Origin of the sequence: Agarivorans albus, from assembly GCF_019670105.1 — a bacterium.
Taxonomy (GTDB): domain Bacteria; phylum Pseudomonadota; class Gammaproteobacteria; order Enterobacterales; family Celerinatantimonadaceae; genus Agarivorans; species Agarivorans albus.
This window is the reverse complement of sequence record NZ_AP023032.1, coordinates 2238147-2252909: the sequence shown is the minus strand read 5'-3', so window position 1 is coordinate 2252909 and position 14763 is coordinate 2238147. Positions and strand designations below refer to the sequence as shown.

General features: G+C 42.3%; 9 protein-coding genes. 3 read left to right on the top strand and 6 right to left on the bottom strand.

Annotated elements, in window-relative coordinates; genetic code table 11:
* Nucleotides 1-7: 7 nt before the first annotated feature.
* On the top strand, nucleotides 8-865 hold the full coding sequence (locus tag K5620_RS10350) for a tetratricopeptide repeat protein (RefSeq protein ID WP_016403257.1): 858 nt from the start codon (nucleotides 8-10) through the stop codon (nucleotides 863-865).
* A gap of 73 nt (nucleotides 866-938) precedes the next feature.
* On the opposite strand, the gene K5620_RS10345 is transcribed toward K5620_RS10350, so the two are convergent.
* The 4 genes from K5620_RS10345 to tamA form a co-directional block, all read right to left on the bottom strand.
* Nucleotides 939-2309, bottom strand: coding sequence for a glycoside-pentoside-hexuronide (GPH):cation symporter (locus K5620_RS10345; protein ID WP_016403258.1), 1371 nt, complete (start codon nucleotides 2307-2309; stop codon nucleotides 939-941).
* A gap of 218 nt (nucleotides 2310-2527) precedes the next feature.
* Complete coding sequence (gene nrtS / locus K5620_RS10340) at nucleotides 2528-2860, bottom strand: nitrate/nitrite transporter NrtS (protein WP_016403259.1); 333 nt, start codon at nucleotides 2858-2860, stop codon at nucleotides 2528-2530.
* Nucleotides 2861-2899: 39 nt separating this feature from the next.
* Nucleotides 2900-6688 carry an autotransporter assembly complex protein TamB gene (gene tamB / locus K5620_RS10335; protein WP_040307529.1) on the bottom strand — a complete coding sequence of 1263 codons (3789 nt, stop codon included), beginning with the start codon at nucleotides 6686-6688 and terminating at the stop codon, nucleotides 2900-2902.
* Nucleotides 6685-8379, bottom strand: a complete 1695-nt coding sequence (tamA, locus tag K5620_RS10330) for an autotransporter assembly complex protein TamA (protein ID WP_016403261.1) — start codon at nucleotides 8377-8379, stop codon at nucleotides 6685-6687. The genes tamB and tamA overlap by 4 nt, the downstream gene beginning before the upstream one ends.
* 119 nt (nucleotides 8380-8498) lie before the next feature.
* Here tamA and mobB point away from each other — a divergent pair, with 119 nt between their 5' ends.
* Both mobB and K5620_RS10320 read left to right on the top strand, forming a co-directional pair.
* On the top strand, nucleotides 8499-9023 hold the full coding sequence (gene mobB / locus K5620_RS10325) for a molybdopterin-guanine dinucleotide biosynthesis protein B (RefSeq protein WP_016403262.1): 525 nt from the start codon (nucleotides 8499-8501) through the stop codon (nucleotides 9021-9023).
* A 52-nt stretch (nucleotides 9024-9075) separates the two neighbouring features.
* Nucleotides 9076-11214 (top strand): FAD-dependent oxidoreductase, encoded by a 2139-nt coding sequence (locus K5620_RS10320; protein WP_016403263.1) that lies wholly within the window; start codon nucleotides 9076-9078, stop codon nucleotides 11212-11214.
* A gap of 13 nt (nucleotides 11215-11227) precedes the next feature.
* Here the strand turns inward: K5620_RS10320 and K5620_RS10315 are convergent, their stop codons facing one another.
* Both K5620_RS10315 and K5620_RS10310 read right to left on the bottom strand, forming a co-directional pair.
* On the bottom strand, nucleotides 11228-13690 hold the full coding sequence (locus K5620_RS10315) for a putative bifunctional diguanylate cyclase/phosphodiesterase (protein ID WP_016403264.1): 2463 nt from the start codon (nucleotides 13688-13690) through the stop codon (nucleotides 11228-11230).
* A gap of 16 nt (nucleotides 13691-13706) precedes the next feature.
* Nucleotides 13707-14684 carry an ABC transporter substrate-binding protein gene (locus tag K5620_RS10310; RefSeq protein WP_040307531.1) on the bottom strand — a complete coding sequence of 326 codons (978 nt, stop codon included), beginning with the start codon at nucleotides 14682-14684 and terminating at the stop codon, nucleotides 13707-13709.
* Nucleotides 14685-14763 lie beyond the last annotated feature (79 nt).

The window sequence follows — 14763 nt, the reverse complement described above, 5'->3', positions numbered from 1 at the left end:
AAACGCTATGCAGCCCACAACGTCTGTTATCGATATTAGTTTTGAGAACGCCCAACAAGTGTTAATTGAAGGTTCAATGAACCTGCCAGTAGTGGTGCATTTTTGGTCGCCTTCTAGCCCTCAGTGCGAGCCACTGTTTTCTTTACTACAACAAATCCATCAACAAACTGGCGGAAGCTTTACTTTAGCTCGGGTTAATATGGATGAGTTAGCGCCGCTTGCTCAGCAACTTGGTGTTGCTCAAGCCCCAGCTGTAGTAATCCTAAAAGAAGGTCGCCCAGTTGATGGTTTTGCCGACATTCCTTCTCCGGAGCAAGTTACAGAAACCATTGTTCGTCATTTACCTGCACCTGAGGAGCAACTGTTAGCAAAAGCTAAAGAGCTACTAGCAGAAGACCAATCGGTAGAAGCATTAAACGTGATACGTGAAGCTCATAATCTAGCCCCACAACGTAACGACATTATCTTAGTATTGATTAGAGCCTTGCTTAATAACCAAATCGCTGACGAAGCCGAAACACTATTAAACGGCTTGCCGCTAGAAGACCAACAGGCCGATTTTCATGAGTTAAAAAGCCAACTTGAGCTGCTAAAAGCAGCAGCCGAAAGCCCTGAAATTAAAGCGCTTGAAAGCAAACTAAACACAGCTGACGATAGCGCTGAGTTGCGCTTAAGCTTAGCTATTCAGTATTCTCAAGCAGGTCGTAATCAAGAAGCTCTTGAACTGCTGCTAGCGATACTTCAAAAAGACTTAGAGTGCCTAGACGGCCAGATTAAAAAGAACTTCTTAGACATGTTAGCCACACTAAATGGCGACCCTTTATCATCTCAGTACCGCAGAAAGTACTTCAGCCTTTTGTACTAGCAGTAAAGCTAAAGCCTAATACAAAAAAGCCAACATCGATGATGTTGGCTTTTTCTATTAAATGCTATTTGGCTTACACTGCATCGGCAGCTAACTTGTTAGCTTGCTCTGGGCTTTGCTGTTTTGCCAGTTCTAAGGTATTCGCATCTAAGCGATAGAAATGCATAACAAATACCAAGGAGAAGAAGAACACACCAGGGATAAAGGTGTACAGTAGGTTAATCCACGTAGTTGCCTGAGTTGATTGGAGCTCTGCACCACCAACATAGCCTGCACCAGCTAAAATCCAACCCACCATGGCGCCGCCAATAGCGATGCCAGCTTTAATTGCAAACAGGTTGGTAGAAAACACCATGCCGCTTAACGAACGACCACTGCGTGATTTTTCATAATCAACTACATCGCTCATCATGCTCCATAACAATGGCGTAGTGCTCATTTGCACAACGCTTAGCACTATCATTACAACAAACACTAACATCACATTGCTAGGATCAATAAAGAACATTGCAGCTGAGAGTATTCCAGAAATGCCAATCAGCACTTTATAGGTTTTAATCTTGTCAAAACGGCCAAGAACTGGCGAAGACGCCATTGCACCAACAATATTAGCCAGCATTCCTGCCACCATCATCATAGTGGCTAGATCGGCGCGCCCCATCACTGTGTTTACGTAATACATGGTCGAAGCTGCTTTTAAAACAACACCAGTGAGCAAAACAATATTTAGGATAAACAATACCCGCCACTGGGTGTTTTTCCACAGTAACTTCACATCACTAAAGGTAGAACCTTTTTTGCTTGGGCTCAGCTCAGCAGTATGGTGCTCTTTGGTATTTGCGAAACAATAAAAGAACAACAACATTGCGCCAATACCCATCACAACCATCGCACCAAGATAACCTTTTTGTTCATCACCTTGTCCGATGTATTTAACCAAAGGAAGAGCTACCAGAGCTACCACTAAACCGCCTGCGGTGCTTAAAGCAAAACGATAAGATTGCAAGGACACACGTTGTTTAGGATCATTGGTCATGGCATTTGCCATCGCACAATAAGGTACGTTTATGGCGGTATACATTAGTGTTAGCAGAATGTATGAAGCATAAGCATAAATTACCTTGCCAGTAGAACCTAAATCGGGAGTATAGAATGTCACCATACAGGCGATACCAAACGGAATGGCCATCCATAAAATATAAGGTCTAAATTGACCATGCTTAGTCCGTGTTCTGTCTACTAACGAGCCCATTATTGGGTCGGTTATCGCATCGATAAAACGAACTAACAAAAACATGGTACCCATGTGTACCGGGGATAGGCCATATACGTCGGTGTAATAGTAAGCTAAGAACAGCATCACCGTTTGCCAAACAAAATTACATCCCATGTCGCCCAAACCGTAGGCTACTTTTTCCTTAACCGTTAGGTTAATTGTGCTCATTTGATCTCCGAAATCATCTTATATTTTTCGGAAACAATTTTGGTTCAACAAGTTTAACCAGGCTATTATTTTATAGTTAACCTTATTTACGATATCCATCATATGCGACATAGCTCATAAGCAACATATATAACTAAACACTAAAACGTAATTTTGTAACGAGTGGAATTAGTGAGATGTTAAACAACAATCAAACTTAGTGGGCTATTTGTAGACAATTAAGCGTTAGTTTTTAACAGCGATTTAATGCTAAGCAGGCTTTGTTTAGTGCTTGAAGGTAATGGAGCGAGTGGTTCTAATGTTGATTCTAGATTTAGTACCTCTTGGTTAAGCTGTTCGATTAACTCATCATTGCTATTGCTAGCTGACTTATTGCCGTTAGCCATCGCACCACTAAAATAAGATACTAAAAACGGAACACAGTAGGTGAATAATAGCGCGCCCCACTTAGGGCTCGCACCGTTAACAATATCCCATTGGTTTATTAGGTTTAAGATCGAACCAACGATGACAGCAACAACTATAGCTCTTGCCATGATTTGTTTATTCATAATGATCCTTATCTATACATTGCAAACCAAACACATGGTTTATTCTAGGTAAAACTCGTAATAAACATCTAGTGCGCTATTTAAGCCAGAGAATGCTTCAATAAACAATTTGGGCAAGATCTCATATTTAATGGTGAGTTCGTTAACCGGGTCAAAAACTCCCATGCCATATCTTACTTGAACCCCAGGTAATACATAGGCGCTTACTTCTACTTGAGTGGAGCTGCCCGAACCAGCGGTACTTAGTGACAAATCATTTAAGCCAAGTGTATTACCTACATTACCCACTAGCCCTTCTGCTCTGCCGAGACCGGCACTAAGTAACATCGATGACAAGGCATTATCATCTTGCTCGCTATCACTTAATGCTCGCCCGCGCAGTAGATAAGATAACATTTCATTTTGCGACATAGATGGCTCAGAAAACAAACTAACCTGCGGCGCATCGGCTAAGCCAACAACTTGCACCCCAACGGTGACATCGTCTGAAATCGTATCTGGATTACGTACTGCTTGAATATCAAGATAAGGTTGCTCTAAAGGACCAGTAAACATGATCCAACCTTTCTCAATAAGTAGGTTTTGCCCGTAAGCTCTAAAGCGCCCATCGACTAACTCAATGCGTCCATCTGCTAGCAAGGGTTCGCTAGGTTGTTGTTTTAAGTTTAAATGACCTTTTAAGTTAGTATTCAAACCTAAGGCCTCTAGGGTAATCTCCTCGGCTAAAGTGACTGTCACATCTATCTTTGTACGTTGAGAAGCAACAGCTTCGCTTTGCTCTTCAATGACAATCGCATCCGAAGACTCTGAAACTGCAGACTCTGGCAAAGATTTAACTTTTATCGCGCCCTCTTCGACTGCGACCGTGCCGCCAATGTCGATAAGGTCGTCGATTAACTTAATTTTAATATCTGGCGAGACAGCTAAGGTAGCGTAAGGATCAACAATAATTGGAAGTAACTTGGCATTAATATCTAACTCGCCCTCTAAGTTATTATTGGGCCACGCAAATTCGCCCTGCCATTGAGCTGTTCTTCCCTCACTATTAAATTTACCAGCGATATTGGCTTGCTGGTTGTCTAGCAAGATTTGCGTTTCTAGTTGCTCAATACTCAGGGGGACATCGGGACCAGATACATATCCTTCAGTTAGATTTATTTCTCCATCTAACTTAGGTGAAATGACCTGCCCTTTAACTATAACTTCACCGTCTATTCGACCCTCTAAGTTATCGAGAACCGTTACAAATGGAAGCAAAGGCGAGAGACGAATATTGTCGATATCTAATTTGCCGTCTATTTGTCCTTCTTTATCAATCGAAGTTACTCCCGATGAACGCAAGGCACCTAACTCTTCTGACTCAAATAAGGCTTGCCACTGCAAGTTATCACCTTCTAGATCAGCGTCTAGGCTTAACACTTGATAACTTAAGGTTACTTCATTGAGTTCAGTTTTTTGTATAACTGAACCCGGATTTAGATGTAAGTTTATTTTTGCTGTCTCAGGAAGCCATTGACTAAACTGCGCGTTAACTTCTGCAGATGCTTGCCCCTGCAACTCAGTTCCTTCTGGCAGTAGGTGATTTAATACCAGAAAATCAAAGTCTTTTACCCGCAAGTCCAGCTTACTATTGCCGTCAGTAGAAAATGGCGATAACAAACACAACTCGCTGTCATCGCGAGACCAGCAGTGCTCCCCAACACTTGCGACCGAATCTTGATAAGCAAGATCGATAGGATTTGATAAGTACCAAGTGCCCAATTCTGCGGTTAAATCAGCTTTTAACAACTGACCTTGCCAGGACGATAAGGTGCCTCCACCGGTTAAATCCAAATGTAGATTACGAGTCGACTGTTCAACAGCCAGATTCAGCGTTTGATTTTGATTCTTGCTCACATACTTAAGCGTTGCTTCGTTTACAGTTTCACCAGCAACTTTGAGATTAGCTAGAGCAAGATCAAGCTGACCAGAAAAGCTTTCATCTAAGCTCAGGTTTCCTTTACTGGTTAAGGCATCAAGTGTTATTTGCTTGTTTGCAATCTGCTCGCCTTTAATTTGCCAATTGACCGCGGGCTGGTTGAGGTCGCCAGTTACTTTAACTTGCGCTGTTGCTGCCCCACTTTCTAACCAAGGTAACTCTGCTAATTGAGTTGCTGTTAAATTGGCATTTACTGCGATGGTTTGTTCGTTTAACTGCACACTGCTATTAATTTGAGTATTTGCTAGAGCGATTAATGCATCAACTTGATTAGTTTGTTTTGCTAAGTCTCCACTTGCTGATGCCTGAATACTCAAAGGAAGCTTTAACCACTCACCTGTAATATTCGCGTTTTCTAGCGACCACACTTGGTCTTCGATGCTAGCAACAAGTTTGCCATCTAAGTCCGGCAGGGCCATATCTTCGCCGAGATCTAGCCAATGACTAAGCTGCAAATTATCTATGTCAGCATTTAGTTGAGCACTTAAGGTAGGTGACCAAGCTGCAGCGCCGCTAAACTGAAATCCACCAACCACCTTGCGGGTTGACTCATTAAACTCAGTACCATTTAACTTATTCTGATCAAGCGATTGATCTTCGCTGCTTTCATCTATGACTAGTTTCTCAAGTAATTCACCTTGAATGTCAAATGCTTGTAATTCGTTCAAGTCACCTTGTAATTGTGCGTTTAACCAAAGATCTTGAACACCGGCTAAGTCGCTTTGCAGCTGTAATTGATAACCACTTAGGTCACCACTGGCGTTAAGACTTAGACTGGTCAACGTGAGCTGTTCATCAACCAAGCTAAACGCTTTGTTTAGGTCAGCTCGTAATTCAAAAGGCAGGTTTGTTTGTAGCCAAGCTATTTGGCTATCTAATTGGCTTTCAATCAATCCGGATGTGGTAATTTCGGCATTTAGCTCGTCACCATCGCCGTTTAAGCGAAAGTTGGTGCGCAATTGTTGGTCAGCCAGCGGCATATCCCAAGCACCTTCTAGCTGAGATGCATACCGGTTTTGAAATGCCTGCTTACCACTGAGTTGCAGATTTCCCCATGGGCTTTCTAAGTATAAGTTCGCTAACTCTAGTTCTGCAAAACCCAAGACTCCACGTAGTTTAGCTACAGGAAATTCTAACTCTTGGGTATCCAGCTTTAACTTACCTTCAGTTAATTGAAGATCGCCAACATCTACCCGATATGGCATGGTGATCTGTGGTACTTCGATGAGCAGTGGTAATAGTGGCTTAGATTCTTCACTGCTTGTCTTGGCTTGCTCTTCTTGCTCACTACCTGCTGGTAGCGCAACTTGCCAGTTGTTTAAATGCAACTGCTCTACTCGAATATTGTCTTCTGCCCAATGGGCTTGAATAAGCACTTTCTGCCAAGAAATATCTATCCCATCAATGATGATAGAAGCGTTACTCACATTGAGTAGATTAACCACAAATGGAAATGGAGGCTGCCAAGGGCCGGTGTCTTCTTCTGGCTCAAGAGGCTCTGGCTCACTTGTTGAGGCTTGGGCCATAGCTTGAGTATCGACCTCAACAGTAAGCGTTGAGCTAATTAGTTTTTCGACACACAGTTTAGTTTGGCTAATGCACACCCAGTCTAAAGCAAGCTCTAAATCATTTAACTCAACCAACAAGCCGGCTTGCCGCCAGCTCAGCTTTTGCGCCTTTATGCCCTTATACAGATTACCATCGGGCTCAATGATGCTTAGACCATCAACTAAATCACTAAGCTTAGTTAATATCCATTGGGTACTTGGCGTAAACGATAACGCAAGTATCAAACAAAATAGTAAAGCGCTTATAGAAATTAGCGTGTATTTAACAGCCCGAAAAATCATAAATCAGGCCCTAGAGAAAAGTGAATACGCCACGGATCAGACTCATTTTGTAAGCCCTTCGCAACATCTAAGCGTAATGGACCAATTAACGTTAGCCAACGAATACCCATACCAACACCAACAGAAACCGGCTCAGAAAAATCATTAGTTGCGGTACCGGCATCTACAAAAGTAGCCCAGCGCCACTTTTCAGCAAATTGATAGTTATACTCCACGCTACCCACGGTGAGATATTTACCACCAATCAATTGGCCGTCGTCATTTTTTGGGCTAATGGTTTTATAATCATATCCACGAATACTTTGGTCGCCACCGGCAAAGAAACGCATAGATGCAGGTACATCGGTAATATCATCAACTAGAATGCCACCAAGATCGGCTCTAAGTAAGATGCGATGATTTTGATAAGAACGTAGCCATTTACCCAAACCCGCTAAGCGCAACATTTCTACATCTGAACCCCAATAAGGATGACCCACTTCTAAGCTAGCTTGTAAGTTATCACCCCAGTATGGGTCTAAACCACCACGGGTACGCAAACGAGCGAAGTTAGCACCGGGTAGCACCAAATCAGATACCGAATACTGATCAGCCTGGCGATATTCTTCGTGTTGCCACTTTAAAAACAAAGAAGGCTTCCATTCGTTATCTAAACGCCATTGGCGGGTGGTAGACAAAATAGTCTTTTCACTTTCGGTGTCATTGGTTTTTTCTCGAATATAACCGGTTTGAATATCCACGTAATCGTCTACTGGATTATCTATGGGGATCCGGTAAACAAACTGAGCGCTTTGCTTTGGCTCTGCGGCTTCAATTTCAAAAGTAATACTATGGCCATTTTCGTTCACCCAGGGTCGGGTCCATTTTAATCTAACTCTAGGGCCAATATCGGTAGTGATACCACCACCCACCTCAAAGGTATCGCGCGGCTTTAATTGCAAACCAACCAATAAATCGATTTCACCATCATGTCGATTGCCAATATCCGGTCGTACAGAAATCACTTGGAAGTAGTCCGTTTCACCCAGTCGTTGGTTAAACTCGCCTACCTTTTGTGAATCGTAACGATCTTGCTTATTAAACTCAGCCAAATTAGCAAACATGGTTCGTGGTAATTCAGGATTTGTAAACACGATGTCGCCAAAACGATATCGCTCGCCAGAGTCATAACTTAAATAAATGTCGGCGGTATTATTTACAATACTGATCTGAACTTCTGCTTTATGGTAAACCGCATCGAAGTAGCCATATCGAGAAGCTAGGCGGTCGAATTCTGATTTAAGGCTGTCGTAGGCGGCATGGGTAAACACTTGTCCTTCTGCTAAGCCACTGCGAGCTATAGCGCCGGTATAACGACTGTCTTTAGTTGCTGCGCCAACAAAATCCAGTTCAAACTTGTTTACTCGCAGCCGCTCACCTAGCTCTACATCCACCAAGAACTTTTTCTCAGCGGTTTCTGTTATGGTAATTTCACTTTGGTAATAGCCTAGGGCACGCAGCGCGCGTTTGGTTTGTTCACTACTGGCGCTGATTATACGGCGAGCACTACTGTTATCGGGAAAGGTTTGCGCTTCTAGGTAGACCTTTACATTATCTTTTGACTCACCAGAAATGCCTTGGTAATCAAAATCTATCGCTGCTACCGAAGTGGTAAACAAAACAAGCAACATCGGCCACAAGCGAAAAAACAAATGCACAAATCCTTAGAAAATCCTTTAAGCGCTCAGTTTAATGTTTTTTTGTAAGTTTAAAACCACTTATCTGCTTAGGCTTTGTTAAATTGGTAAAAAATAACTAACTTGGAGATAAAATGACTAGAAACTGGCCAAAACCAATCATCGCCTTGGCTGGCTATAGCGGCAGCGGAAAAACCACCTTACTAAGCCAACTTATTCCTTTGTTAAAGGCACGGGGTTTAAGTATTGCGGTTATAAAACATAGCCATCACGCAATAGAGTTGGATAAACCGGGTAAAGACAGCCATAAGTTTGCAGAGGCCGGCGCCGAACAGGTGATACTTTCATGCCCTCATAAACGGTACCACTTTAGTCTTCAGCAGCAACATGACGACTTAAACGAACAGTTGTCTTGGATAAACTGGCAACTATGCGATTTAGTGATCATCGAAGGCTATCGACATAGTGAAGTGGCAAAAATAGAAATTCATCGAAGCGATCTTGGTAAACCTTTGTTGTTCCCAAATGACAAGCACGTCATCGCTGTGGCTAGCCCCGATAAGCTTAATACAGACTTACCTTTGCTAGATTTAAATAAGCCTAAGCTAATCAGTGATTTCATATTAGCCTATACTAACAACGTTAAAATTGTGAAATAGAATCATAAGCTTATCGGTCTATAAACTGTCACTACTGTTTAGAGAACAAAATATGAAACCAAATAAACTGATTGTTGTAGCAGTGCTCGCTGTTATTGTCGGTCTTATCCTGTGGTTCGACTTAGGCCAATGGCTTAACTTCGAAACCATTAAACAAAGCCAAGCTGATTTACAAAGCACTGTAGAAAATCACTTCTTAGTGTCTATTGTTGCTTATTTCTTTTTGTATGTTTTTGTAACCGCATTTTCGATACCAGGCGCCGCCCTACTTACTTTGCTGGCCGGCGCATTATTTGGTGTAGTGAACGGCGTAATAATGGTTTCTTTTGCCAGTACTATCGGCGCGAGTTTAGCGTTTATAGTAGCTCGCTACTTAGTTAGAGACAGCTTAGAACAGCGCTATGCCGACAAACTAAAGAGTATTAACAAAGGTATAGAAAAAGAAGGTGCTTTTTATCTTTTAAGTTTAAGGCTAATACCAGTCTTTCCTTTCTTTTTAATCAACCTTGTAATGGCATTAACCAAACTGCCTCTTAAAACCTTTTATTGGGTAAGCCAAATAGGCATGTTCCCCGCAACCGTAGTGTATGTGAACGCAGGCACCGAGTTAGCAAAGTTAGATAGCTTATCGGGAATATTGTCACCGTCTCTACTTATCGCCTTCACCCTATTGGGTATTCTTCCTTACATTAGTAAGGCTATATTAAACGGCATTAAGCAACGCAAAGTCTACGCCCCCTACCAAAAGCCAAGTTCATTTGATAACAACATGTTAGTTATTGGAGCCGGTGCAGGTGGCTTAGTGAGTTCGTACATCGCTGCAGCTGTTAAAGCAAAAGTCACCTTAGTTGAAAAGCACTTAATGGGCGGCGACTGTTTAAACACTGGTTGTGTACCCTCTAAAGCATTAATACGCAGTGCAAAGTTTGCCTATGAAGCGAGCAATGCAGAAAAACTTGGTTATGAAAAAGTTGATGCACAAGCAAATTTTGCCAAGGTAATGCAACGAGTACATGATGTTATTCAACAAGTTGAACCACATGACTCGGTAGAGCGTTATACCAAATTAGGGGTTAACTGTGTTCAAGGCACCGCAAAAATCATTAGCCCTTGGGAAGTCGAAATAGACGGTAAATCAGTGACTACCCAAAACATTGTAGTTGCTACTGGTGCTCGACCACTAGTACCGGGCATCCCCGGTTTGCAAGAGGTCGAGTATTTAACTTCAGATACGCTTTGGCAGCTTAAACAACTCCCAGAGAAGCTACTCGTGTTAGGTGGTGGTCCAATTGGCTGTGAATTAACCCAAAGTTTTGCTCGATTAGGCGCCGAAGTCACCCAAATAGAAATGGCCGACCACTTATTAATCCGAGAAGACCTAGAGGTGAGTAAGCTATTAGAAGAACAGTTTACCAATGAAGGTATCAATCTATTATTGGGTTGGAAAGCGGTTAGCTTTCATAATCAAAACGGTCAGCAAAGTGTAAAACTGATTAAAGGCGAGCAAGAAAAAGAAGTTGTTTTTGACAAAGTGATACTCGCATTAGGCCGTGTTGCAAATACTAAGGGCTTTGGATTAGAAGAGCTTGGTATTGAAAACTCAGAGCGTGGCACCATTGCGGTGAATGAACATTTGCAAACCAATTTCCCCAATATTTATGCTGTTGGCGATGTGGCAGGGCCTTATCAATTTACCCACTTTGCCGCTCATCAAGCTTGGTATGCCGCTGTAAACGCGCTGTTTGGTCGATTCAAAAAATTTAAAGCCGATTACTCGGTAATTCCAGCCGCAACCTACACCTATCCCGAGGTTGCTCGTGTAGGCTTAAATGAGCAAGAAGCTAAGCAACAGGATATTGGTTACGAAGTGACTAAGTTTGAGCTAGAAGAACTAGACCGCGCAATTGCTGAAGGTGCAACTAAAGGCTTCATTAAAGTGCTTACCGTACCAGGAAAAGACAAAATACTTGGTGCAACCATTATTGGTGAGCATGCTGGAGAATTATTAGCAGAGTTCACCTTAGCAATGAAACATGGCTTAGGTTTAAACAAAATCTTAGGAACAATACATGCCTACCCAACCATGATGGAAGCAAACAAATATGTAGCGGGTGAATGGAAGCGTAATCACGCTCCCGAGAAAATCCTATCCTATCTTGAGAAGTTCCACTCTTGGACAAGAAAAGCGTAACTAACCTTATTGGTCAGGCTATTTCAGCCTGACCAATAAACAAACGTTCCTCAAAGATTTCAGGCTCAAGTGCTTCACTAAAATAGAACCCTTGGTAAACCGTACAACGACGGTACTTTAAGAACTCTAATTGATACTCAGTCTCCACACCTTCTGCAATAACTTCTAAGTCTAAGTTTTCCGCCATTGAGATAATGGTGGTAATAATGGCACATTCACTGCCACCACTTTGTAATTCGCTCACAAAGGATTTATCAATTTTTAAACAGTTAATTGGCAACTTGTTCAAATACGCCAGTGACGAATAGCCGGTACCAAAATCATCTACCGAGAAACGAACCCCTATATCACGCAGCGCTTGAATTTTCTCTACCGTGTCTTGCACGTTATCTACCAATACACCTTCTGTAATCTCTAATTCAATGAGTTTAGGGTCACATCCCGCTTCTTGAATAATCGCTAGCGTTTCTTGCACAAAGGTATTGCGGTGGAACTGATTGGGGCTAACGTTTATTGATAAGGTTTTAAAGTTTTCTGGTAAACCTCTATCTTCCCAAGTCTTCAGGGTTTCACAGGCACTACGCATAACCCATTGTCCTAGGGTAACAATTAAGCCTGTTTCCTCAGCAAGAGGAATAAACCGTCCAGGAGAAATCCACCCTAATTTGGTGTCGAACCAACGAAGCAGTGTTTCGGCGCCCACCATCTCAAAATTGGCGTTATAGCGAGGCTGAAAATATGCCACCATATCTTCGTTTTCTAGCGCTTCTCTCATCATTTTTGTTAGTTGGTGACGCTCTTGAATTTCGTCTGCCATTTGATCAGAGAACACATGAACACTGGAGCGTTCATTATCTTTACCATGATAAAGCGCAATGTCTGCCTGGCGTAAAATCTCGGTAGCATTACTATCGTGATTAGGGAACAAGGCTACACCTGTGGTTAAGTTTAGCGATATTTGGTTACCTTTAATCACAAACTCTTTGTGAATAACCCGTCCTAAATGCTCTGCCATGTTGCTAGCAAGCTGCTTAGCTTCTTCGCGATCGGTAGATAAATTTGGCACTAATAAAGCGAATTCATCACCGCCAAGGCGGGCTACAGTTTCGGTACTGGTGCGCCCCTCACGCAAACGGTGAGCGATCAAGCGAAGCAGTAAATCACCTGCAGCATGACCTAACATGTCATTTACGTTTTTAAAGTGGTCAATGTCGAGGTAAATTAACGCGCCAACTTTGTTAGATTTACGCCCTCTTTCGATTTCGAGGTCTAAGTTTTCAAGAAGTTTACGGCGATTTGACAATCGAGTAATGTCATCATGAGAAGACTGAAAGCGCACTAGCTCTTGAGCTGAACGTACTTCGGAAATATTTGTCTGTGTGCTAATCACTCGTGAAGGTAGACCGCGTTCGCTGCGCTCAACGACCATGCCTCGAGATAATACCCACAAATAGTGACCGTCTTTATGCTTAACCCGGTGCATTGACTCATACACTTTATTTTTCTTTTTCAAATGCTTACGCAATTCATTAAGGGTTTTGTCTAAGTCTTCCGGGTGGATCCTAGATTCCCACTCCTCAATCTTTTCACCTATTTCACTATCTTGGTAACCCAACATGGCTTTCCACTGTGGCGAGTAGTACACAGAGTTAGTGATTAAATTCCAGTCCCAAATGCCATCGCCAGAGCCACTTAAGGCGAATTGCCAGCGCTGTTCACTGCGTTGCAGTTGGGCAAAGCTACTATGAATGCCATTAGCCATTTTACCAATTGCATGTTCTAAAGCGCCGATTTCACCTTGGCTTTTTGCTGCAATATTCGCATTGCGATGAGTTTGAATTTGTTTAGTGCGCCCCACCAATTTGTTAATAGGTGCAACTAATAGTCGGTTAAGCATTAATACTAACAACAGCATAGCCACCGACATGTAGATGAAGGTTTTAATCGCTTCATCGATAATCATCTCACGCTTTACTAGCCAAGTATTTTGTAGGTTATAACTTACAAATATTGCGCCCTGCTCAGCTCTTCGCAGGCTGTCTTCTCGAGGTCCCATATCTAATGGTAGATACAAGTTCACTTGCCAATGTTCAGGTAATACTTGCGATACTGGTGAACGCTTGTTCTTTACCTGATTAAATAGTTCGGTATTGAAATAATTAGCATTGTCTGCAGCAAACAGGCTCTTTTCTGCACGTTTATTAGATATTTGAACCAGACCTTGCGGATCGATAACCTGCAGTGAGTCCAATTGTTGATTTAAAGCTACAAGGGTTAGCTGTCGCTCAGCAATATCCCATTGATGACGAGATAAGCTGTCTGAAAGGCTTTGCTGAAGCTGATAGCCAATATGCAACAAACGTTGGCTAGCATGTTCAGCCATTTTATTACGTTGCTCATGCAGCGTACCTAACAATAATAAACTTTGAGCAATAACTAATAATACCAAGGCCAAAATAGGTATTACTACACTCAATGAAATCCGTTTAAACCTATACACCGTTCAACTCCAATAACCACTCGCTGGTAAAACTACGCGATAAATCAGGTGCTCGGTGGATCAATTCCAACTCAGCCATACGTTGCGCTTTTTCCTGCGCAAGCCCCAAAATAAAATTACCAGAGAAAAGTGCAATGCTTTGCTGAGCATTAAGCATTTGAATATTTCCGTAAGCTTGGCGAACTTCTTTACTGTAAAGCTGAGTTCGCTTAGCGATTAACTTGTAGCCTTCTCTTGAATGCTCCTCTAACCAAGTGTTGGCTTTATAAAAGTTTTTCAATAAATTCGAAATACCGTTTCGCTTTTTTTGTAAGACATCAGTTCTTACCACCATTACGCGATAATACGGTTGGCCTTGTGCAGCGCTTTTGTATAAAACGTTGGCTGATAGGTTATCTACCAAACGGCTTTGAATTGGACCTGAGGTCATCACCGCGCTAATTTCACCTTTGCGAAATAGGGCCAATTGCTCATCAAGTTTAGCTTCTACCAAGACAAAATCATCAGCATTAACCTTGGTGTCTTGTAACCAGTCATCCATCACTAAAGAGGCTACCGATAGGCTCTCGTAGCCGATGCGTTCACCTTTTAGTTGTTCGATATTCTTAATATCTTGGCGTGTGACTAATGCATCTCCACCGACACTTCTATCGATAATCGCAACTACAGTTAAATCTACTCGCTCGGATAATAAACTAATTGTTTCGGTGAGACTTAAGAAACCAGCATCCACCTGCCCACTTTTAAGAGCGTGCATGACATGGCTGGGAGTTGTTAGTTCATTTACGATATATGCATTAGAGCCTTCGAAAGAAAGCTGCTTAGACAGGAATATAGGTTCAAAGCCCAGCCAAGGAGACACGGCTACACGTAGAGCTTGGGTTTGGCTTTGACATGCGAGTAAGACACTACTAAAAAAAAGTAGTATTCCAATCTTACTTGCGTTGATTGATAAAAACTTAAATTTCATATCCCTGATAGTTCTTAACTCTTCCTGAGCATACAACTAAAACTAGCCATCCATTCTGCTTGCGCCGGACGCAAAAAGA